This is a genomic window from Pseudomonas linyingensis, assembly GCF_900109175.1.
GTDB lineage: Bacteria > Pseudomonadota > Gammaproteobacteria > Pseudomonadales > Pseudomonadaceae > Geopseudomonas > Geopseudomonas linyingensis.
In genome coordinates this window covers 156,988-179,424 of the sequence record NZ_FNZE01000007.1, presented here as the reverse complement: position 1 = coordinate 179,424, position 22,437 = coordinate 156,988, and the positions used below count along the sequence as shown (strand labels likewise).

Here is a 22,437-nt window from a genome sequence, read left to right as displayed (position 1 = left end):
CGCCCTGCGCCCGCCCTCGCCGCCCCGCCTGCAACCCGCAGCGCAGAGCCGCTGCCATGCCTCCACGACCTTGGTCGCAAGGGCCTGACGGCGCAGCACTTTGCTGCCAAACTCTGCCGATCCCGATACACCGGAGTTCGCATGTCGCTGTCCAGCGGGCTGATCGCCGCGGTCGCCCTGGCCTACATGGCCATCCTGTTTGCCATCGCCTTCTACGGCGACCGTCGCCAGACCACCGGCGTGGCTCGCCCGCGCCTGCGCGCCTGGGTGTACAGCCTGTCCCTGGCGGTGTACTGCACCAGCTGGACCTTTTTCGGCGCGGTCGGCCAGGCGGCCGGACAGCTGTGGTCGTTCGTGCCCATCTACCTCGGCCCGCTGCTGCTGCTGCTGTTCATGCCGCAGATGCTGGCCAAGATGATCCTGATCAGCAAGCAGGAAAACATCACCTCGATCGCCGACTTCATCGCCGCGCGCTACGGCAAGTCGCGCTCGCTGGCCATCGTCGTGGCCTTGATCTGCCTGGTCGGCGTGCTGCCCTACATCGCCCTGCAGCTCAAGGGGATAGTCCTCGGCGTCAACCTGCTGACCGGCGCCGATGCCAGCGCCAACGGCCTGGGCGCCCAGGACACGGCGTTGATCGTGTCGTTGATCCTCGCCCTGTTCACCATCCTGTTCGGCACCCGCAACCTCGACGCCACCGAGCACCACCGCGGCATGGTCATGGCGGTGGCCTTCGAGTCGCTGGTCAAGCTGCTGGCGTTCATCGCCGTCGGCGTGTTCGTCACCTGGGGCCTGTACAACGGCTTCGACGACCTGCTGGCCAAGGCCCAGGCGGCACCGCGCCTCGCGGAATACTGGCAGCAACCGATCGACTGGCCGGCAATGATCGTGCAGACCGGCGTGGCGATGATGGCGATCATCTGCCTGCCGCGGCAGTTCCACGTCACCGTGGTGGAGAACATCGAGCCACAGGACCTCAACCTGGCGCGCTGGGTATTCCCCCTCTACCTGGTGCTGGCGGCGCTGTTCGTGGTGCCAATCGCCCTGGCCGGGCAGCTGCTGCTGCCGGCCGGGGTGCAGCCGGACTCCTTCGTCATCAGCCTGCCGCTGGCCGAGGCGCATCCGGCGCTGGCCCTGCTGGCCTTCATCGGTGGCGCCTCGGCGGCCACCGGCATGGTCATCGTCGCGGCGGTAGCGCTGTCGACCATGATCTCCAACGACATGCTGCTGCCCTGGCTGCTGCGCCGGCACAGCGCCGAGCGGCCCTTCGAGGAGTTCCGTCACTGGCTGCTGTCGGTACGGCGCATCGCCATCATCGCCCTGCTGCTGCTGGCCTACGTGATCTACCGACTGATCGGCCCCAGCATCAGCCTGGCCAGCATCGGCCAGGTAGCCTTCGCCGCCATCACCCAGCTCGGCCCGGCGATGTTCGGCGCGCTGTACTGGAAGCAGGCCAACAGCCGCGGCGTATTCGCCGGCCTCGCCACCGGCGCGCTGCTGTGGTGCTACACCCTGCTGCTACCGCTGCTCGCCGATGGCCTGGGCTGGTCGCTGGCCATCTTCCCCGGCCAGCAGTGGCTGGCCGGCAACCCGCTGGGCCTGCCGATGGACGCCCTGACCCAGGGCACCCTGCTGTCGCTGACCGGCAACTTCCTGGTGTTCGTGCTGGTTTCCCTGTTCTCGCGCACCCGCGTCTCCGAGCACTGGCAGGCCAGCCGCTTCGTCGGCCAGGAAGCCTCGGTGCGTCCCAGCCCGCGCCTGCTGCTGGCGGTGCAGGTGCAGGACCTGCTCAACCTGGCCGCCCGCTTCGTCGGCGAGGAACGCGCGCGGCAGAGCTTCATCCGCTTCGCCTATCGCCAGGGCAAGGGCTTCAGCCCGAGCCAGACCGCCAGCAGCGAATGGATCGCCCACACCGAGCGTCTGCTCGCCGGCGTGCTTGGCGCCTCCTCGGCCCGTGCGGTGGTCAAGGCCACCATCGAAGGCCGCGACATGCAGGTCGAGGACGTCGTGCGCATCGTCGACGAGGCCTCGGAGGTTCTGCAGTTCAACCGCGCGCTGCTGCAGGGGGCGATCGAGAACATTTCCCAAGGCATCAGCGTGGTCGACCAGTCGCTGCGCCTGGTGGCCTGGAACCGCCGCTATCTGGAACTGTTCGAGTACCCCGAGGGCCTGATCAGCATCGGCCGGCCGATCGCCGACATCATCCGCTACAACGCCGAACGCGGCCTGTGCGGCAAGGGCGACCCGGACATCCACGTGGCCAAGCGCCTGTACTGGATGCGCCAGGGCACTGCGCACACCTCCGAGCGCACCCTGCCCAACGGCCGGGTGATCGAGCTGGTCGGCAACCCGATGCCCGGCGGCGGCTTCGTCATGTCGTTCACCGACATCACCGCCCACCGCCAGGCCGAGGATGCGCTCAAGGAGGCCAACGAGAGCCTCGAGCTGCGGGTCGAGGAGCGCACCCGCGAACTGTCCGCGCTCAACGAGCAGCTGTCCGAGGCCAAGGCCCGTGCCGAACTGGCCAACCAGTCGAAGACCCGCTTCCTCGCGGCGGTCAGCCACGACCTGATGCAGCCGCTCAACGCCGCGCGGCTGTTCTCCGCCGCCCTCGCCCACCAGGAGGCGCTGCCCGGCGAGGTACAGGAACTGGTCCGCCACCTAGACTCCTCGCTGCGCTCGGCCGAGGATCTGATCGCCGACCTGCTGGACATCTCGCGCCTGGAAGGCGGGCGCTTCACCCCCGAGCGCAGCGCCTTCGCCCTCGACACCCTGTACGACGCCCTCGGCGTGGAATTCCGCGCCCTGGCCCAGGAGCAGGGCATCGACCTGCACATCCGCGCCAGCCGGCAGCGCATCGACAGCGACCCCAAGCTGCTGCGCCGGGTGCTGCAGAACTTCCTGACCAACGCCTTCCGCTACGCCAAGGGCAAGGTGCTGCTCGGCGTGCGCCGCGAGGGACGTTACCTGCGCCTGGAAGTGTGGGACCGCGGCCCGGGCATTCCGGCCGACAAGCTCAAGGTGATCTTCGAGGAATTCAAGCGCCTGGACAGTCACCAGACCCGCGCCGAGAAGGGCCTGGGCCTCGGCCTGGCGATCGCCGACGGCCTCTGCCAGGTGCTCAAGCACCGCATCGATGTGCGCTCCTGGCCGGGCAAGGGCAGCGTGTTCAGCGTGCGCGTGCCACTGGCCCGCGGCCTGGCCGTGCCGCTGGCCAGCCCGCAGACGCAGAGTACCGCCGGGCAGACCATGAACGGCGCGCGGGTCTGGTGCATCGACAACGAGGACAGCATCCTCACCGGCATGCGCAGCCTGCTCAGCCGCTGGGGTTGCCAGGTGCAGACCGCGCGCAGTCGCGCAGAGTGCGCGCAGCTGCTGGCCAGCGACAGTCCGCCGGAACTGGTGCTGGTCGACTACCACCTGGATGACGGCGAGACCGGCCAGGCGCTGATGGGCTGGCTGCGCGCCCGCCTCGGCCAGCCGGTGCCGGGGGTGGTGATCAGCGCCGACGGCCGCGCCGAGCTGATCGCCGAGGTGCACGCCGCCGGCCTCGACTACCTGAGCAAGCCGGTCAAGCCCGCCGCACTGCGCGCCCTGCTCAGCCGCCACCTGAAGCTGCACTGACCCCCGCAGCCACGCCCGGGCCGCAGTCCCGGACGTGGCTGATAGACTCAGGGGCATGCATCCGCCAGGGAACCGCCGATGACCCCCAACCTCGATATCCTGCTGGATCTGGCCAGCGCGCTGGCCATCGGCCTGCTGATCGGCGCCGAGCGCGGCTGGAGCGCGCGCAACAGCGAGGACGACCAGCTCGCCGCCGGAGTGCGCACCTTCGGCCTGGTCGGCCTGCTCGGCGGCCTCGCCGCCCTGCTCGCCAGCCATCTCGGCGCGGGGGTATGGATCGCCCTGCTGCTGGCCCTGACGATCCTCAGCACCACCGCCTACGTGGTCGCCCTGCGCCACAGCAGCGATCACGGCCAAACCAGCGAGATCGCCCTGCTGCTGACCTTCCTGCTCGGCAGCCTGGCGCTGGCCGACAGCCGCCTGCTGGCCGGCGGCTGCGCGGTGGTGGTGGCCCTGCTGCTGCGCCTCAAGGAACCCATGCATGCGGCGCTCCGGCGCCTGTCCGCCGAAGAACTGTCCGGCGCGCTCAAGCTGCTGTTCATTTCCATCGTGCTGCTGCCGGCGCTGCCCAACCAGGGCTACGGCCCCTGGCAGGTGTTCAATCCCTACGTCACCTGGTGGATGGTGGTGCTGATCGCCGGGCTGGGCTTTGCCGCCTACGTGGCCATCCGCCTGGTCGGCACCCGCCACGGCCTGCTGCTGACCGCCCTGCTCGGCAGCGTGGTGTCCTCCACCATCATGACCATGACCCTGGCCCGCCTGCATGGCCAGCGCGAACTGCACACCCTGCTGGCCACCGGCCTGCTGGGCACCTCGGCGCTGGTGTTCCCGCGCGTGCTGCTGGAAGTAGCGGTGGTCAACCCGCAGCTGGTGCCGGGACTGCTCTGGCCGCTGGCGGCCGCAACGCTGGTGTATGCCCTGGGCGCGCTGTACTGGTGGCAGCGAGCCAGCAGCAGCGAGCTGCCGGCGGATGCCGAACCGCCACTGAAGAACCCCTTCGAACTCGCCCCGGCCGTGCGCTTCGCCCTGCTGCTGGCGCTGATACTGCTGCTGGTGGAGATCGCCCGCCGCGAGCTGGGCGACGTCGGCGTCTACCTAGTCGCCGTGCTGTCCGGCCTCACCGACGCCGACGCCATCACCCTGTCGCTGTCACGCAGCGCGCTGAGCGAGCTGGACCCGCAGGTGGCGGTCCGCGGCATCGCCCTGGCGGTGGCCAGCAACAGCCTGATCAAGGGCGTGCTGATCGCCGTGCTCGGTGGCCCACGCTTGGCCCTGCTGACCCTGCCGGTGATGGCCGCCGGCCTGGGGCTGGGCCTTGCGCTGGTGCTGCTCTGAACAGACCTGTGCCGAACGGAGCGCAGTTGCCCCCTAGCGGTGCCCGCGCCGCGTGGATAAGCGCGCAACGTTATCCACAGATCGCGGTCAGGCGGGGTCCTCGTCCAGGGCCAGCGGCAGGCTGGCCGAGCGCTCCAGCCAGTCGGCCGGCAGGCTCTTGCTGGCGCGGGCACCGAGCAGCTTGAGCTGCTCGCTGCGGCTGATCAGGTCGCCGCGCCCGGCGGTGAGCTTGTTCCGCGCGCTGGCGTAGGCCTTGTCCAGCTGCTGCAGGCGGCTGCCGATCTCGTCGAGATCCTGCACGAACAGCACGAACTTGTCGTACAGCGCGCCGGCGCGCTCGGCGATCTCGCGGGCATTGAGGTTCTGCCGCTCCTGGCGCCACAAGCTGTCGATCAAGCGCAGGGTGGCCAGCAGGGTGGTCGGGCTGACGATCACGATGTTCTGCCCGAAGGACTCTTCGAACAGTCCCGGCTCGGCCTGGAGGGCGGTCGCGAAGGCGCCTTCCAGCGGCACGAACAGCAGGACGAAATCCAGGCTGTGCAGGCCCTCGAGGCGCTGGTAGTCCTTGCCGGAGAGCCCCTTGAGGTGGCTGCGCAGCGACTGCACGTGCTGCTTGAGGGCCTGCTGGCGGCTGCCCTCGTCCTCGGCGCCGACGTACTGCTGGTAGGCGGTCAGGCTGACCTTGGCGTCCACCACCACCTGGCGCTCGCCAGGCAGGCGGATCAGCACGTCGGGCTGGAAACGCTCGCCGCCGGCGCCGCGCAGGCTGACCTGGGTGTCGTACTCGCGGCCCTTCTCCAGCCCGGCGTGCTCGAGCACCCGTTCGAGCACCAGCTCGCCCCAGTTGCCCTGGGTCTTCTGCCCCTTGAGCGCGCGGGTCAGGTTGGTCGCCTCGTCGCCGAGGCGCTGGTTGAGCTGCTGCAGGCGCTCCAGCTCCTTGCCCAGCGAGAAGCGCTCGCGCGCCTCCTGTTGATAACTCTGCTCGACGCGCTGCTCGAAGCTGTGCAGGCGCTCGCGCAGCGGATCGAGCAGTTGACCGAGGCGCTGCTGGCTGCTCTCGGCGAAGCGCTGCTCGCGTTCGTCGAAGATCTTTCCGGCGAGCTCGGCGAACTGCGCGCGCAGCTCGTCGCGCGCGCCCTGTACCTCCTCCAAGCGCTGACGGTGGCCCTGCTGCTGCTCGCGCAGCGCCGCACTCAGCGCCGCCCGCTCGGCGGCCAGGTCGCGCAGTTCCTCCTCGCGCTGCTGGCGCTCCTGCTGCCACTGCTGCGCCGCCTCGGCGGCCTTCTGCCGCTCGACGCCGAGCAGCTGTACCTCGCGGCGCAGCGCCGCGGTTTCGCCCTGCAGGCTCAGCAGCAGGCGCTGCTGGCCCTGGCCCTCGCCACGCGCCAGCTCCAGCCGGCTGGCCAGTTCGCCGCGGGCCTGCTCGCTGCTGGCCAGGCGCTCCTCGAGCAGGCCGACCTGCTGCTGGGCCCGACTGCGTTGCTGCTGCAGGGACCACAGCAGCGCGGCCAGCGGCAGGGCCGCAGCGACAACACCGAGCAACAGGCTGGACAACTCGAAGGGCATGACCGGACTCCGTGACTGATAGGGACGAGTATAACGATCTTATCCACAGTTACAGCGCTGGACAGGGCGGCGTTCAATCCACAATTACTGTGGATAACTGGGTGGACAAATTCCGGACAGATCGCCCTGCCCCCTGCAGCGCATGGCCTGCAGACAAACTGGTCATTTTTTGCTCAGCATTTTTTCTGCTTGATTTTCAATGAATTAGTTATTAGCGGCGGCGGACCCGAGACGCACCAGCGCAGGGCGACGGGATTTGCGCAGGAACCTGGAAATTGTGCACAAGTTCGCACCCGGATGGCGCCAGGCACCACAATGGTCTGCGCCCGACCTCCCCCGGCAGTCCTTGCTGGTGCAGCAACAAAAAGGGCCGGCTGCTTGCGCAACCGGCCCCCCCTGTGGACAACTCGCAGCTTAACTTACAGCGGCTTGCCGCGGTTGCCGTGCTGACTGACGAAGTCCTGCACGGTCTTCAGGTCGTTGGCCAGCACGGTGCAGCGCTCCTCGCGCTGGAACAGGTCGGCCAGGTGCGGCGGCAGCTGCGGCACGGCGGCGATGCCGGCCTTCTCCACCGCTTCCGGGAACTTGACCGGGTGCGCGGTGCCGAGCACCACCATCGGCAACGCCTGGCTGCGGCGGCAGTCGCGGGCGGCCTTGACGCCGATCGCGGTGTGCGGATCGAGCAGGTAGCCGGTCTGCGCATGCACCTGAGCGATGGTCGCGCAGGTCTGCTCGTCGTCCACCGCCAGCGAGTCGAACAGGCGGCGGGCTTCGGTCCAGCGGTCATCGGCCACCGACAGCTTGCCGGTGGCCTTGAACTCGTCCATCAGCGCGCTGACGGCCAGGCCATTGCGGCCGTGCAGGTCGAACAGCAGGCGCTCGAAGTTGGACGACACCATGATGTCCATCGACGGCGACAGCGACGCGTGCAGGGTGTCCTTGTCGTAGCGGTTGCCGGACATGAAGCGGTGCAGGATGTCATTGCGGTTGGTGGCGACGATCAGCTGGTTGATCGGCAGGCCCATGTTGCGCGCCAGGTAGCCGGCGAAGATGTCGCCGAAGTTGCCGGTCGGCACCGAGAAGGCCACCGAGCGGTGCGGTGCGCCGAGCTGCAGGGCGGCGTGGAAGTAGTAGACGATCTGGGCCATGATCCGCGCCCAGTTGATCGAGTTGACCGCCACCAGGCGGGTGCCCTTGAGGAAGCCCTGGTCGGCGAAGCTGGCCTTGACCATCTCCTGGCAGTCGTCGAAGTTGCCTTCGATGGCGATGTTGTGGATGTTCTCGCCGAGGATGGTGGTCATCTGCCGGCGCTGCACCTCGGACACGCGGTTGTGCGGGTGCATGATGAAGATGTCGACGTTGTCGCAGGCCTTGCAGCCTTCGATGGCGGCCGAGCCGGTGTCGCCGGAGGTGGCGCCCATGATCACCACACGCTCGTTGCGCTTGGCCAGTACGTGGTCGAGCAGACGGCCGAGCAGCTGCAGGGCGAAGTCCTTGAACGCCAGGGTCGGGCCCTGGAACAGCTCGAGCACCCACTCGTTGGCGCCCAGCTGGGTCAGCGGCGCCACTGCCTGGTGGGCGAACACGCCGTAGGTGTCTTCCAGAATCTGCTTGAAGTCGGCATCGGCGATGCTGCCGGCGACGAACGGGCGCATCACCCGGAAGGCCAGCTCGTGGTACGGCAGACCGGCCCAGGAGGCGATCTCCTCGACGGTGAAGCGCGGCAGGTTTTCCGGCACGTAGAGGCCACCGTCGCTGGCGAGGCCCGCGAGCAGCACGTCTTCGAAGTTGAGGGCCGGCGCCTGGCCGCGGGTACTGATATAGCGCATGGGGACAAACCTTCGGTGCGGGCTGCCGGCGCGCGCCGACAGCCGTTGACGGATTAGTTGAGCTGTTCGACGCGGATGCGCACGACCTTGCCGGCCACGCCTTCCAGGCCTTCGAGGGCGGCGATGGCGTCGTTCATGTTCTGCTCGCGCACACGGTGGGTGACCAGGATCATCGGCACCAGGCCGTCGTGTTCCTCGGCTTCCTTCTGCATGATCGATTCGATGTTGATGCCGCGCTCGGAGAGGATGGTCGCCACCTGGGCCAGCACGCCCGGATGGTCCTTGGCCTGGATGCGCAGGTAGTAGGCGCTCTCGCAGGCCTCGATCGGCAGGATCGGGTGGTCGGACAGCGAATCCGGCTGGAAGGCCAGGTGCGGCACGCGGTTCTCAGGGTCGGTGGTCAGCACGCGGGTCACGTCGACCACGTCGGCCACCACCGCCGAGGCGGTCGGCTCCATGCCGGCGCCGGCGCCGTAGAACAGGGTGCTGCCGACGGCGTCGCCGTTGACCATCACCGCGTTCATCACGCCATTGACGTTGGCGATCAGGCGGTCGGCCGGAATCAGCGTCGGGTGCACGCGCAGCTCGATGCCGGCCTCGGTGCGGCGGGCCACACCGAGGTGCTTGATGCGGTAGCCCAGCGCCTCGGCGTAGTTGACGTCGGCGGTGGTCAGCGCGGTGATGCCCTCGGTGTAGGCCTTGTCGAACTGCAGCGGGATGCCGAAGGCGATGGAGGCGAGGATGGTCAGCTTGTGCGCGGCGTCGATGCCCTCGACGTCGAAGGTCGGGTCGGCTTCGGCGTAGCCCAGCGCCTGGGCTTCCTTGAGTACGTCCTCGAAGGCACGGCCCTTCTCGCGCATCTCGGTGAGGATGAAGTTGCCGGTGCCGTTGATGATGCCGGCCAGCCAGTTGATGCGGTTGCCGGCCAGACCCTCGCGGATTGCCTTGATCACCGGGATGCCGCCGGCCACGGCGGCTTCGAAGGCGACGATGACGCCCTTCTCGCGGGCCTTGGCGAAGATCTCGTTGCCGTGCACGGCGATCAGCGCCTTGTTGGCGGTGACCACGTGCTTGCCGTTCTCGATGGCCTTGAGCACCAGCTCGCGGGCCACGGTATAGCCGCCGATCAGCTCGATGACGATGTCGATTTCCGGGTTGCTGGCCACCTCGAACACGTCACCGGTGATGGGGGTACCGGTGGTATCGCATTGCGGGTTGGCGTCACGCGCGGCAATCTGCGCCACTTCGATGCCGCGCCCGGCACGGCGGGCAATCTCTTCGGCATTGCGCTTGAGCACATTGAAGGTACCGCCACCGACGGTTCCCAACCCACAGATACCTACTTTCACCGGTTTCACGCTAAGTTCCCCATCATCACTACACAGAACGGCCGGAAATTCCGGCCGATGAAAAGATCCGCACATTACGAAGCGGCTGGTGGTTAGTCAATCGCCAGCTGCCCGTCGCTCACTTGGCCGCCAGTGCCGCCTCGGCCAGCTGCGGCGCCGGCTGGTAGCCGGGGATCAACTGGCCATTGGCCAGCACGATGGCCGGGGTGCCCTGCACGCCGATCATCTGGCCGAGCTGGTACTGCTTCTCCACCGGATTCTCGCACTGCGCCGCCGGTACTTCCTTGCGCGCCTTGGCCAGGTTCATCGCCTCGCGCGGGTCCTTGGCGCACCACACGCTGACCAGGGTGTTGTAGCCATGGCTGCCGGTGCCCTGGCGCGGGAAGGCGACGTAACGCACCTCGACGCCGCGGCGGTTCAGCTCGGCGACTTCGCTGTGCAGCTTCTGGCAGTAGCCGCAGTCGGTGTCGGTGAACACGGTGATGTGGGTCTTCTGCGCGGCCTTCGGATCGGCCGGGAACACCACCATCTCCTTGGCGGGAATGGCGTTGATCTGCTGGGCCACCGCCTTGCTCTCGGCCTGCTCGGTGAGGTTGACGGTCTTGCCGTCCTTGACCTGGAACAGGAAGCCCTGCAGGACGAACTGCGCGTCGGCGCTGGCATACAACAGGCGGCCGCCCTTGAGCTGCACCTGGTACAGACCGGGCATCGGACTTTCGCTGATCGCCTCGATCGGCAGGTTCGGCTGCAGCGACTTCAGGGTCTGGCGGATCGCCAGGTCCGGATCGGCGGCCAGGGCGATGGAGCTGGCCAGACCGAACGCGGCGGCAGCGAGAAAGCGGGACAGACGCATGGAAACTCCTTGAGCGCGAGGAAGCGGCTTGAACTATTGATAAAGCCTAACATACCCGCCCGCCGCGACTGCGGAGCGGCTACACAGGCCGACGATCAGCCGCGCGGATGGTGCTCGGCGTGCAGCGCCTGCAGGCGGGCGCGCGCCACATGGGTGTAGATCTGCGTGGTCGACAGGTCGCGGTGGCCGAGCAGCATCTGCACCACGCGCAGGTCGGCGCCATGGTTGAGCAGGTGGGTGGCGAAGGCGTGGCGCAGGGTATGCGGCGACAGCGGCTTGTCGATGCCGGCGCTGCGGGTGTGCAGCTTGATGCGGTGCCAGAAGGTCTGCCGGGTCATCTGCTCGCCACGCAGACTGGGAAACAGCACATCGCTGGGCTTGCCGATCAGCAGCTCGCCGCGCGCCTCGCGCAGGTAGCGCAGCAGCCAGTCGATGGCCTCCTCGCCGAGTGGCACCAGGCGCTCGCGAGAGCCCTTGCCGAACACCCGCACCACACCCTGGCGCAGGTTGACCTGCTCCAGGGTCAGACCGACCAGCTCGCTGACCCGCAGGCCGCAGGCATACAGCACCTCGAGCATGGCGCGGTCGCGCAGGCCGAGCGCCTCGGCGGTGTCCGGCGCGACCAGCAGCGCCTCGACCTCCGCCTCGCTGAGGGTGTGCGGCACCGCCCGCGACTGGCGCGGCAGGGCGACCAGCAGGGTCGGGTCCTCGGCGATGAAGTCCTCGAGCATGCAGTAATGGTAGAAACCGCGCAGGCAGGACATCAGCCGCGCCGTGGAGCGGGCGTGATAGCCGTGGTCGAGGCGCCAGCCGAGGTGCTCGAGAATCAGCTCGCGATCGACCCGCTCGAGGTCGAAGCCGCGCTCCACCAGCCAGTCACGGAACAGCGCCAGGTCGGTGCCGTAGGCCAGGCGGGTATGCCGGGACAGGCCCTTTTCCAGCCAGAGGGATTCGAGGAAGCGTTCGACAAGCGGGTGACTGACGGCAGACATGGGCAATACGCCAGGCCAAAAAGCGCAGTCTGGCAGAGCCCGGCCAGGCCGACCAGCCCGGCCTGCGGGCGCAGACCGGGATGGCCGAGCGGGTTCAGGACGCGGAACGCAGGCTGCCGGCAGCGGGACGGAAATACAGGGGGTCGCCGCGCTGCAGGCCGAGCAGGCTGGCATGGCTCTTCACCACCTCGGCCTCGATCAACTCGCCCTGTCCCTCGACCTTGAGGGTCACCCGGGTGATCGCGCCGAGCGGGCGGATGTCGCGCACCTCGGCACGGCGGTGCTCGGCCAGCGGCTCGCGCGCCAGCGACACCTCGTGGGGGCGGAACAGGATGTGCCCCTCGTCGCCCAGCTGCAGGCGGTTGGAGTCGCCGAGGAAGTGGTAGACGAAGTCGCTGGCCGGCTGCTCGTAGACCTCGCCGGGATGGCCGATCTGCTCGATCACGCCCTTGTTCATCACCACGATGCGGTCGGCGACCTCCATGGCCTCCTCCTGGTCGTGGGTGACGAACACCGAGGTCAGGTTGATCTCCTCGTGCAGGCGCGCCAGCCAGCGGCGCAGCTCCTTGCGCACCTTGGCGTCCAGCGCCCCGAACGGCTCGTCGAGGAGGAGGATCTTCGGCTCCACCGCCAGCGCGCGGGCCAGGGCGATGCGCTGGCGCTGGCCGCCGGACAGCTGCTCGGGGTAGCGGTCGGCCAGCCAGTCGAGCTGCACCATGCCGAGCAGCTCGTGGACCTTGGCGGCGATCTGCGTCTCGCTCGGCCGCTCGCGCTTGGGCTTCATGCGCAGGCCGAAGGCGACGTTGTCGAACACCGTCATGTGGCGGAACAGCGCGTAGTGCTGGAACACGAAGCCGACGTTGCGGTCGCGCACGTCGTGACCGGAGACATCCTCGCCGTGGAACACGATGCTGCCCTGGTCCGGGCTTTCCAGGCCGGCGATGATGCGCAGCAGGGTGGTCTTGCCGCAGCCGGACGGACCGAGCAGGGCCACCAGCTCGCCGCTGCGGATATCCAGATTGATGTCGTTGAGGACCTGGAAGGCGCCGAAGCGCTTGCTGACGTTGCGGATCTCGATACTCATGGCTTATTCCTCGGCAGCATTCGACTGGAGGCGCGCCAGGCGGGCCTCGCTCCACTGCTTGAGCAGCAGGATGCACAGCGCCAGGGCCAGCAGCAGACTGGCGACGCTGAAGGCGGCGACGTGGTTGTACTCGTTGTAGAGAATCTCGACGTGCAGCGGCAGGGTGTTGGTGTAGCCGCGGATATGCCCGGAGACCACCGACACCGCACCGAACTCGCCCATCGCCCGCGCGGTGCACAGCACCACGCCATAGATCAGGCCCCACTTGATGTTCGGCACGGTGACGTACCAGAACATCTGCCAGCCGTTGGCGCCGAGCAGGCGCGCGGCCTCCTCCTCCTGGGTGCCCTGCTCCTGCATCAGCGGGATCAGCTCGCGGGCGACGAAGGGCACGGTGACGAACAGGGTGGCCAGCACGATGCCGGGCACGGCGAAGACGATCTGGATGTCGCGGTCCTGCAGCCACTCGCCGAAGAAGCCCTGGGCGCCGAACAGCAGCACGTAGATCAGGCCGGCGATCACCGGCGACACCGAGAACGGCAGATCGATCAGGGTGACCAGCAGGCTCTTGCCGCGGAACTCGTACTTGCTCACGCACCAGGCGGCGGCGACGCCGAACAGCAGGTTGAGCGGCACCGAGATGGCCACGGCGAGCAGGGTCAGCTTGAGCGCGGCAATCGCGTCCGGCTCGAGGATGGCGGTGAAGAACACGCCCAGGCCCTGCTTGAGCGCCTCGCTCAGCACCATATATAGAGGCAGCAGCAGGAACAGCGCGAACACCAGCCAGGCGCCGATGATCAGCAGGTTGCGGCCCAGCGCGTGGCCGCAGCGCGCGGCATTGGCGTTGCCGTGCGCCTTGGCGGAGGTGACCGCGGTAATGGATGACATGACGACCTCCTCCTTACGGGGTTTCGATGCGGCGCTGCAGCAGGTTGACCAGCAGCAGCAGGACGAAGGACACCACCAGCATCAGCACGCCGATGGCGGTGGCGCCGGTGTAGTCGTACTGGTCGAGCTTGACCATGATCAGCAGCGGCAGGATCTCGGTCTTCATCGGCATGTTGCCGGCGATGAAGATCACCGAGCCGTACTCGCCGACGCCACGGGCGAAGGCCAGCGCGAAGCCGGTCAGCCAGGCCGGCAGCAGCGCCGGCAGCAGCACGTGGCGGAACACCTGCAGCGGCCTGGCGCCCAGGCAGGCGGCGGCCTCCTCGACCTCGCGAGGGATGTCGGCCAGCACCGGCTGCACCGTGCGCACCACGAACGGCAGGGTCACGAAGGTCAGCGCCAGGGTGATGCCCAGCGGGGTGTAGGCAATCTTGAAACCGAGATCGCTGGCGAACTGGCCGACCAGCCCGCTCGGCGCGTACAGCGCGGTCAGGGCGATGCCGGCTACCGCGGTGGGCAGGGCGAACGGCAGATCGATCATCGCATCGATGATCCTGCGCCCGGAAAAGCGGTAGCGCACCAGCACCCAGGCCAGCAGGGTGCCGATCAGGCCGTTGATCAGCGCGGCGACGAAGGCCGTGCCGAAGCTCAGCTTGAGCGCCGCCAGCACCCGCGGGGCGCTGACGATGGCCCAGAAATCGCTCCAGGTGAGTTGCGCGGCATGCACGAACATGGCGCCCAGCGGAATCAGCACCAACAGGCCGAGATACACCAGGGTGTAGCCCAGCGTCAGCCCGAAGCCGGGTATGACGGGGGAAGTGCGGCGGGACATAGGATCCTCTGGATCTCAAGCAAGCTGGCGACGCCAGCGGTTGAACAGTCCGTAGGATGGGTTGAGCTTGCGATACCCATCTCTGGGTAGGCTTGGAACCGATGGGTATCGCTTCGCTCAACCCATCCTACGAATCACTGCACCTGGTAGATCTGGTCGAACACGCCGCCATCGTTGAAGAACTTCGGCTGCGCGCTCTTCCAGCCGCCAAAATCCTTGTCGATGGTCACCAGCTTGAGGTCGGGGAATTGCTTGCTGAACTCGGCAGCCACCTTGGCGTCACGCGGACGGTAGAAGTTCTTCGCCGCGATACGCTGGCCTTCCGCGCTGTATAGATAGTTCAGGTAGGCGGTGGCCACCTCGCGGGTGCCCTTCCTGTCGACGTTCTTGTCGACCACCGCCACCGGCGGCTCGGCGAGGATCGACAGCGACGGTGCGACGATCTCGAAGTTCTCCCCCCCCTCCTCCTTGAGCGCCAGGAACGCCTCGTTCTCCCAGGCCAGCAGCACGTCGCCGATGTTGTTGTTGACGAAGGTGATGGTCGAGCCACGGGCGCCGGTATCCAGCACCGGGACGTTCTTGTACAGCTGCTCGGTGAATTCCTTGGCCTTGGCCTCGCTGCCGTACTTCTGCTCGGCGTAGGCCCAGGCGGCGAGGAAGTTCCAGCGTGCGCCGCCGGAGGTCTTCGGATTGGGGGTGATCACCTCGACGCCCGGCTTGACCAGATCGTCCCAGTCCTTGATGGCCTTGGGGTTGCCCTTGCGCACCAAGAACACGATGGTCGAGGTGTACGGGGTGCTGCCCTGCGGCAGACGCGACTGCCAGTCCTCGGGGATCAGCTTGCCGAGCTTGTTGAGCTCGTCGATGTCGCCGGCCAGGGCCAGGGTCACCACGTCGGCGCGCAGGCCGTCGATCACCGCACGGGCCTGCTTGCCGGAGCCACCGTGGGACTGCTGGATGGTCACCGCCTCGTGGCCCCGGGCCTGCCAGTGCTTGTTGAAGGAGGTGTTGAATTCGCTGTACAGCTCGCGGGTCGGGTCGTAGGACACGTTGAGCAGGGTGGTCTGCGCCTGCACGGCGGCGCTGAGGGACAGGCCGGCGATGGCGGCCAGGGCGAAACGACGAATGGACATGCTGTTGCTCCTTGGGCGTGCCTCAGGCGGCACGCCAGACGATGCGAAGGTGGTGAAGGTCGTAGCGGGACTTCAGCGACACATTCGCCAGCAACAGCGGCGGAAGGCTCGAGTGGTCATGTGCGTGCTCATGCTCTGGTCGGGATCAGACTTCATGCTCACGCCCTCTGGTGGTCCAGTCGGGCCTGTGCGGGATCAGGGTTGCTTGCTGCCGGTCGGCGACTGCAGACGGAATTTTTCCTTGCGCTCGATCTGCACCACCTGGCCGTTGTGCACGGTGATTTCCACCGCGCCGTAGCGCAGGCCATTGAGGGCATTGTGGATCTCGCGCAACAGGCCGGCCTCGTCCTGGCCTTCGATGCTGCGAAGGGTGGCGCTCATGCTGATGCTCCTTGATCGGTTTGCCACGGCAGGGGGTGGCGTGGCGCATCTTAGGCAGAGCCAGAATATTCTTAAAAATACTGTTTAAGAATCTTTATATTCCTAAAAAACCTAAGCAGGCAGCGCGTGCCTGCGCTTTCATTACACTCTCAAAAAAGACAAAAAAGCATAAATAAATAATTTTTTATTACTTAACATTCTTATTTCGGCTTTCTAGACTGCACAACTCAACCGCAGACACGAGGGCTGCCCCCATGCGCCGTCACGCCATCCACTACCTGATCCTGCCGGGCTGGCAGGGCTCGCCGGCCGAGCACTGGCAGAGCCACTGGCAACGCAGCCTGCCGGACGCCAGCCGGGTCGAGCAGGCCGACTGGCTGAATCCGCAACGCGAAGCCTGGGTGGCACGCCTGGAGCAGCACATCGCCGCAGCCTCCGGCCAGCTGATCCTGGTGGCCCACAGCCTGGGCTGCGTCACCCTCGCCCACTGGGCGGCGCAGGCCGCCCCGGCGTTGCTGGCCAAGGTGCGGGGGGCGCTGCTGGTGGCGCCGGCGGATGTCGAGCGCCCCGGCTGCCCGCAGGAACTACAGAACTTCGCGCCGATGCCGCGCCAGTCGCTGCCGTTCCCCAGCCTGCTGGTCGGTTCCGACAACGATTCGGCGGCAACCCCGGAGCGGGCGCTGCAACTGGCCCGCCAGTGGGGCGCCGAACCGGTGGTGCTGAGCGGCGTAGGACACATCAACGTCAAGTCCGGCCACGGTCAGTGGGAGCAGGGCTTCGCCTACCTGTATCGCCTGCAGACCCTGATCGAGCAACAGGCCCGGCGCCGGGCCTGAGCCCCTGCCCATGACCTGCTATGCGTCGGGCGCCGAATCCTTCTGAACGGCTGGAGCCAGGCTCCGGCCGGGAGCCTGTCATGAACCCGCACCATCCCCTCAACCAACCGATCCTGACCTTCGCCGACGCCGAGCGCAGTCCGCTGAGCATCCGCGCCAAGGCGCTGGTGTTCGTCGACCCGCGCTCGCGCCAGCTGCACGAGGAAACCGAGCGCCTCGCCCCCGGCTACCAGCCGCTGCTGATCCGCGGCGAGACCGGCACCGGCAAGGAGCTGCTGGCTCGCCATATCCACCGCTCGAGCGGCCGCCCCGGCCTGTTCGTCGCCCTCAACTGCGCCAGCCTCAGCCCGCAGCATGCCGAAGCCGAACTGTTCGGCCACGCCCCCGGGGTGTTCAACGGCTCGGCCAGCAGCCGCGCCGGCTGGTTCGGCTCGGCCCACGGCGGCACCCTGTACCTGGACGAGATCGGCGACCTGCCGCTGGCGCTGCAGGGCAAGCTGCTGCGCGCCCTGGAAACCCGCGAGGTGCTGCGCGTCGGCGCCCGCGAGGCCCATCCGGTAGACGTGCGCCTGGTCGCCGCCACCAGCTTCGACCTGAGCCGTGCGGCGCGGGTGGGCAAGTTCGACGAGCGCCTGCTGCGCTACCTGGACGACGGCCGCCTGCTGCTGCCGCCACTGCGCGAGCGGCCGGGCGACATCCTGCCGATGGCCAGCTACTTCCTCGGCATGCACGCCCAGCGCCTCGGCCTACCGGCACCGCTGCTCAGCCCCCAGGCCCAGCAGTTGCTGGAAAACTACCGCTGGCCGGGCAATACCCGCGAGCTGGAAAGCGTCATCCACTTCGCCCTGCTGGTGTGCGGCGAGTCGATCGATCCCGAGCACCTCGAGCTGCCGGCCAGCGCCTGAGAGGATGCTGCGCCGTGCAGAACACCAGGCCTGTTTGCCGACTTGCAGAACCATCGACGCTGGAACCATTCCACGGATTCAGGTTCATGCCCCCACGTCCCTGCGGACCGATTGTCCGCTCACGGACAACCTTTGCGGCCGCCAATGCGGCAAGATGAGTGGGTTCGAGTCAGCGAGTCGTACACTACCCAGGAGCCCCCATGAGCAAAAACTCCCGCGTCGCCACCCATGCCGTCGACCCGCAGTTCCTCGAGCGCTGGTCGCCGCGCGCCTTCAATGGCGAGAGCATTCCCGAGACCACCCTGCTCGGCTTCATCGAAGCCGCACGCTGGGCGCCCTCGGCCTACAACTCGCAGCCCTGGCGCTTCCTCTACGCCCGCCGCGACGGCGCCGACTGGCAGCGCTATCTGAACCTGCTGATCGAGTTCAACCGCGGCTGGGCGCAGCATGCCTCGGCGCTGCTGGTGATCGTCTCGAAGACCACCTTCGTACCGCCGGGCAAGAGCGAAGCACAGCCGGCCCCCTCGCATGGCTTCGATACCGGCGCAGCCTGGGGCTTCTTCGCCCTGCAGGCCCACCTGGCCGGCTGGCACACCCACGCCATGACCGGCTTCGACAAGGAACTGGCCCGGACCGAGCTGAAGATCCCGGATGGCTACGAAATCCACGCCATGGTCGCCGTCGGCAAGCGCGGCGACGCCGCCAGCCTGCCCGAGCCCTTGCAGGCCCGTGAAACCCCCAGCCCGCGCCTGGCGCTGGGGGCCATCGCCGCCGAAGGCGACTTCAGCCTGTAAGGCTGACCGTCAACAGCACGAGGGCGAAGACACTGCTGGTGTCTTCGCCCTCGTGCTTTGCGCTGCTCCCCTCCTTGCGCTGCGCTTTAGCGCTGCCTCAGCGCGCCCGCACCTGCGGATTGACCCTATGCCGCGGCGTGCCGCCGAGCAGCGCGCGCTCCAGGTTGTCCAGCGCCAGCTCGGCCATCGCCTGGCGCGTCTCGTGGGTGGCCGAGCCCACGTGCGGCAGGGTCACCACGTTGGGCAGGGCGAACAGCGGCGACTCGCGCAGCGGTTCCTTCTCGTAGACGTCGAGGCCGGCGGCGCGGATCTGGCCGTTCTGCAGCGCCTCGACCAGCGCCGCCTCGTCCACCACCGGGCCGCGGGCGACGTTGACCAGGATGGCGCTCGGCTTCATCAGCGCCAGCTCGCGGCGGCCGATCAAGTGGCGGGTCTGCGCGCTGAGCGGCACCACCAGCACCACGAAGTCGGCCTCGCCGAGCAGCTCGTCAAAGCCGCAGTAGCGCGCGCCCAGTTCCTGCTCCAGCGCCGGCTTGCGGCTGTTGCCGCTGTACAGCACCTCCATGTTGAAACCGAAGCGCCCGCGGCGGGCGATGGCCGCGCCGATGTTGCCTAGGCCGAGGATGCCGAGGGTCTTGCCGTGCACGTCGCTGCCGAACTGCGCGGGGCCGACCGGCGCCTGCCAGTGGCCCGCCTTGACCCAGGCATCCAGCTCTGGCACCCGCCGCGCGGCGGCCATCAGTAGGGTGAAGCCGAGGTCGGCGGTGGTCTCGGTCAGCACGTCCGGGGTGTTGGTGAGCAGGATGCCGCGCTCGTTGAGATAGGCCAGCTCGTAGTTGTCGTAGCCCACCGAGATGGTCGAGATGACTTCCAGTCGGCCGGCACGTTCGAGCTGGGCGCGACCGAACGGCCGGCCGACGCCGAGCAGGCCGTGGGCCTCGGGCAGTGCCGAGGCGTACTGGGCGTCGATGTCGCCGGCAGGGTCGAGCAGGGTGACGTTGAAATTGTGCCGCAGGCGCTGCTGATGCTCGGGGCTGAGACGGCTGAAGACGAAGACGTTCTTTTTCATGGCGATCCTGCGCGGCAGCTCGGTGGGGTGGCGAGGAGCAAGGATTGCCCGGATGCGGGCGCCCGTCCAGCCTCGCCGAGGGCGGGCGCCAGCTCGGCGCGGCCCATGGCGTCCGGCGAGCAGGCCCTGTCCTCTCGTCGAGACGTGACGCCACCGCGCCACCAATTATAAAAAAATAGAATATAAAAATAAAAATATATTCTTTTTGGATTTATCAGCTTTCACCTATCTTCACGTCACCGACATGCGCATGTCCCTTCCCGTGACTGTCGGCCCGTGACCGCCCATTCGACCACGAAACGCCCGCACGGCCGGCTCATCCAGCACTCAAGCCTTGGAGCATCGAGCAATGAACAAGTCCACTCTGGCCCTGGCCATCGTGGCGGGCATCGTGGGTCTGCCATTCGTGCAGCAGGCGTCCGCCACAGGATTCATCGAAGACAGCAAGGCCAGCCTCGGCCTGCGCAACTTCTACTACGACCTGAACACCAAGAACACCGCCAACAACAATGGCGAGGCCAGCGAATGGGGCCAGGGCTTCATCTTCAACTACGCCTCCGGCTACACCGAGGGCACCGTGGGCTTCGGCGTGGATGCCATCGGCCTGCTCGGCGTCAAGCTGGACTCCGGCGGCACCAACACCAAGGCGGGCCGCGAGCGCACTCCGGGCCAGCTGTTCCCGCTGGAGAGCGACGGCAGCGCAGTGGACGAGTACAGCAAGGCCGGCGTGACCGCCAAGGTCAAGCTGTCCAAGACCGAGGCGCGCCTCGGTACCCTGCAGCCCAAGCTGCCGGTGGTGACCTTCAACGACGGCCGCCTGCTGCCGCAGCTGTTCGCGGGCGGGCAGATCACCTCCAGCGAGATCGACAACCTGACCCTGACCGCAGGCCAGCTGGAGCACGCCAAGGGCCGCAGCTCCACCGACGACACCGGCCTGCGTATCGGCGGCGCGAGCGGCGATGCCGACACCAACAAGTTCTACTTCGCCGGCGGCGACTACAAGCTGAGCAAGGACCTGACCGCGCAGTACTACTTCGGCAACCTGGAAGACTTCTACGAGCAGCACTTCGTCGGCCTGGTGCACAACTGGGCGCTGCCGGTGGGCGCGCTGAAGAGCGACCTGCGCTACTTCGACAGCAGCTCCGACGGCAAGAACGCCAGCGCTACCGGTCGCAGCGAGGGCTATCGCAGCAGCGGCTATTGGGCCGCAGGCGATGCCAACAGTGGCAAGGTCGACAACCAGACCTGGAGCACCCTGTTCACCTACACCCTGGGCGGTCATGCCTTAGACCTGGGCTACCAGCAGGTCGACGGCGACAGCGACTTCCCCTTCCTCAACCAGGGCGACGGCTCCAGCTCCTACCTGATCACCGACCGCCAGATCGGCAAGTTCCAGAACGCCGGCGAGCGCACCTGGCTGGCCGGCTATGCCTACGACTTCGCCAAGATCGGTGTGCCGGGCCTGAAAGCCAGCGTGGTCTACCTGAGCGGCGACAACATCGACGCGCCCGATGGCGAGAATAAGGAGTTGGAGCGCGACCTGCGCCTCGACTACGTGCTGCAGGACGGCGCGCTCAAGGGCCTGGGCCTGTCCTGGCGCAATGCCTCGCTGCGCGGCAATGACTCGGCCGACCGGGACGAGAACCGCCTGATCGTCAGCTACACCCTGCCACTGCTGTAACTCGCCCACGGGCGGCAGATCCCTCTGCCGCCTGCCATGCGGCAAGCTGCGCCCAAGCCCGACGGGATATCCCGCCGGGCTTTTTGCCATCCATGGGGATTGCCGCAGTCATCGTCGACCCTGGCGCTCGGGATCCATCACCAGGCAACCCGACAGCAAAAAGCCCGGTGGGGAGAGACCCCGCCGGGCTTTGGTCAGGCACGCAAGGTTACTGCGCGCCGTAGGCCTGGTCGAACACGCCGCCGTCGTTGAAGTGGGTCCTCTGGATCTGCGGCCACTCGCCGAAGGTCTGCACCGCATCGAGCAACTCCACCTGGGGGAAGCGGTCGGCGAACTCGGCGAGGATCGCCGGGTTGCGCGGGCGCAAGTAGTTGGCCGCGGCGATGCGCTGGCCTTCGTCGGACCACAGGTACTTGAGGTAGGCCTCGGCCTCGGTCCGGGTGCCCTTCTTGTCGACCACCTTGTCCACCACCGCCACCGGCGGCTCGGCCTGCACCGACACGCTCGGGTAGACCACCTCGAACTCGCCGCGACCGAACTCGCGGGCGATCATCTCCGCCTCGTTCTCGAAGGTCACCAGCACGTCGCCGATCTGGTTCTGCATGAAGGTGGTGGTCGCCGCGCGGCCGCCGGTATCCAGCACCGGCGCCTGGCGGAACAGCTTGCCGACGAACTCGCGCGCCGCGGCCTCGTCGCCGCCGTTCTTCAGCACGTAGCCCCAAGCCGACAGGTAGGTGTAGCGGCCGTTGCCCGAGGTCTTCGGGTTGGGCACCACCACCTGCACGCCGTCCTTGAGCAGGTCCGGCCAGTTCTTGAAGCCCTTGGGGTTGCCCTTGCGCACGATGAACACGGTGGCCGAGGTGAAGGGTGCGCTGTGGTCCGGCAGGCGCGCGGCCCAGTCCTGCGGAATAAGCTGGCCATGGTCGTGCAGGGCGTTGATGTCGGTGGCCATGTTCATGGTGATGACGTCGGCCGGCAGGCCGTCGATCACCGCCCGCGCCTGCTTGCTCGAGCCGCCATGGGACATCTGGATCTGCAGAGGCTTGCCGCCTTCAGCCTGCCAGTGCTTCTGGAAGGCGACGTTGTATTCCTTGTAGAAGTCGCGCATCACGTCGTAGGAGACGTTGAGCAGGCTGGCAGCCTGGGCGGCGCCGGAGGCCAGCGCCACGCTGGCGGCCAGCAGGGAAGAGGTAAGCAGTCGCTTCATCGGGCAATCCCTGGGGGGTTGGACACAAGAATGCCGGACTATAGGAAATCGTTTTTATTCCATAAAAGAATATTTAGTT

General features: G+C 67.4%; 18 protein-coding genes. 6 read left to right on the top strand and 12 right to left on the bottom strand.

All coding sequences use genetic code 11. The annotated features are described in order from the left end of the window. Positions 1-141: 141 nt before the first annotated feature. Both BMZ19_RS10820 and BMZ19_RS10815 read left to right on the top strand, forming a co-directional pair. The gene (locus tag BMZ19_RS10820; protein WP_090310728.1) at positions 142-3,624 is read left to right on the top strand and encodes a hybrid sensor histidine kinase/response regulator; all 3,483 of its coding nucleotides are present in this window, start codon (positions 142-144) and stop codon (positions 3,622-3,624) included. 78 nt (positions 3,625-3,702) lie between these two features. Next, complete coding sequence (locus tag BMZ19_RS10815) at positions 3,703-4,959, top strand: MgtC/SapB family protein (protein ID WP_090310725.1); 1,257 nt, start codon at positions 3,703-3,705, stop codon at positions 4,957-4,959. A gap of 87 nt (positions 4,960-5,046) precedes the next feature. Here the strand turns inward: BMZ19_RS10815 and BMZ19_RS10810 are convergent, their stop codons facing one another. From BMZ19_RS10810 to oscA, 10 genes are all read right to left on the bottom strand, one after another. Then, the gene (locus BMZ19_RS10810; RefSeq protein ID WP_090310723.1) at positions 5,047-6,525 is read right to left on the bottom strand and encodes a DNA recombination protein RmuC; all 1,479 of its coding nucleotides are present in this window, start codon (positions 6,523-6,525) and stop codon (positions 5,047-5,049) included. Positions 6,526-6,944: 419 nt separating this feature from the next. Next, positions 6,945-8,354 carry a threonine synthase gene (gene thrC / locus BMZ19_RS10805; protein WP_090310721.1) on the bottom strand — a complete coding sequence of 470 codons (1,410 nt, stop codon included), beginning with the start codon at positions 8,352-8,354 and terminating at the stop codon, positions 6,945-6,947. Positions 8,355-8,407: 53 nt separating this feature from the next. Beyond that, positions 8,408-9,712 carry a homoserine dehydrogenase gene (locus tag BMZ19_RS10800; RefSeq protein ID WP_090310719.1) on the bottom strand — a complete coding sequence of 435 codons (1,305 nt, stop codon included), beginning with the start codon at positions 9,710-9,712 and terminating at the stop codon, positions 8,408-8,410. A 109-nt stretch (positions 9,713-9,821) separates the two neighbouring features. Then, positions 9,822-10,556 (bottom strand): thioredoxin fold domain-containing protein, encoded by a 735-nt coding sequence (locus tag BMZ19_RS10795; protein WP_090310717.1) that lies wholly within the window; start codon positions 10,554-10,556, stop codon positions 9,822-9,824. A 95-nt stretch (positions 10,557-10,651) separates the two neighbouring features. Next, positions 10,652-11,548: a site-specific tyrosine recombinase XerD gene (xerD, locus tag BMZ19_RS10790; protein WP_090310715.1), complete on the bottom strand. Its 897-nt coding sequence runs from the start codon at positions 11,546-11,548 to the stop codon at positions 10,652-10,654. Positions 11,549-11,642: 94 nt separating this feature from the next. Continuing rightward, positions 11,643-12,632, bottom strand: coding sequence for a sulfate/molybdate ABC transporter ATP-binding protein (locus BMZ19_RS10785; protein WP_090310713.1), 990 nt, complete (start codon positions 12,630-12,632; stop codon positions 11,643-11,645). Between the two features lie 3 nt (positions 12,633-12,635). Further along, complete coding sequence (gene cysW / locus BMZ19_RS10780) at positions 12,636-13,520, bottom strand: sulfate ABC transporter permease subunit CysW (RefSeq protein ID WP_090310711.1); 885 nt, start codon at positions 13,518-13,520, stop codon at positions 12,636-12,638. A gap of 13 nt (positions 13,521-13,533) precedes the next feature. Continuing rightward, entirely contained in the window at positions 13,534-14,352 is an 819-nt protein-coding gene (cysT, locus tag BMZ19_RS10775) for a sulfate ABC transporter permease subunit CysT (protein ID WP_090310709.1), read from the bottom strand. A gap of 134 nt (positions 14,353-14,486) precedes the next feature. Then, positions 14,487-15,485: a sulfate ABC transporter substrate-binding protein gene (locus BMZ19_RS10770; RefSeq protein ID WP_090310707.1), complete on the bottom strand. Its 999-nt coding sequence runs from the start codon at positions 15,483-15,485 to the stop codon at positions 14,487-14,489. Between the two features lie 195 nt (positions 15,486-15,680). After that, positions 15,681-15,866 (bottom strand): sulfur starvation response protein OscA, encoded by a 186-nt coding sequence (gene oscA / locus BMZ19_RS10765; protein ID WP_090310705.1) that lies wholly within the window; start codon positions 15,864-15,866, stop codon positions 15,681-15,683. 254 nt (positions 15,867-16,120) lie between these two features. Between oscA and BMZ19_RS10760 the strand changes: the two genes are divergently transcribed. The 3 genes from BMZ19_RS10760 to BMZ19_RS10750 all read left to right on the top strand — a co-directional run bounded on the left by BMZ19_RS10760 (position 16,121) and on the right by BMZ19_RS10750 (position 18,401). Next, positions 16,121-16,702, top strand: a complete 582-nt coding sequence (locus tag BMZ19_RS10760) for an RBBP9/YdeN family alpha/beta hydrolase (protein ID WP_090310703.1) — start codon at positions 16,121-16,123, stop codon at positions 16,700-16,702. 80 nt (positions 16,703-16,782) lie between these two features. Further along, the gene (locus BMZ19_RS10755) at positions 16,783-17,607 is read left to right on the top strand and encodes a sigma 54-interacting transcriptional regulator (protein WP_090310701.1); all 825 of its coding nucleotides are present in this window, start codon (positions 16,783-16,785) and stop codon (positions 17,605-17,607) included. Positions 17,608-17,807: 200 nt separating this feature from the next. Continuing rightward, positions 17,808-18,401 carry a nitroreductase family protein gene (locus BMZ19_RS10750; RefSeq protein ID WP_090310699.1) on the top strand — a complete coding sequence of 198 codons (594 nt, stop codon included), beginning with the start codon at positions 17,808-17,810 and terminating at the stop codon, positions 18,399-18,401. Positions 18,402-18,498: 97 nt separating this feature from the next. Here BMZ19_RS10750 and BMZ19_RS10745 read toward each other — a convergent pair whose 3' ends face one another. Continuing rightward, positions 18,499-19,470, bottom strand: a complete 972-nt coding sequence (locus BMZ19_RS10745) for a 2-hydroxyacid dehydrogenase (protein ID WP_090310697.1) — start codon at positions 19,468-19,470, stop codon at positions 18,499-18,501. Positions 19,471-19,819: 349 nt separating this feature from the next. Here BMZ19_RS10745 and BMZ19_RS10740 point away from each other — a divergent pair, with 349 nt between their 5' ends. Then, a complete protein-coding gene (locus tag BMZ19_RS10740) occupies positions 19,820-21,151 on the top strand; it encodes an OprD family porin (RefSeq protein ID WP_090310695.1) in 1,332 nt (443 codons plus the stop codon). A 208-nt stretch (positions 21,152-21,359) separates the two neighbouring features. Here BMZ19_RS10740 and BMZ19_RS10735 read toward each other — a convergent pair whose 3' ends face one another. Next, positions 21,360-22,358: a sulfate ABC transporter substrate-binding protein gene (locus BMZ19_RS10735; RefSeq protein WP_090310693.1), complete on the bottom strand. Its 999-nt coding sequence runs from the start codon at positions 22,356-22,358 to the stop codon at positions 21,360-21,362. Positions 22,359-22,437 lie beyond the last annotated feature (79 nt).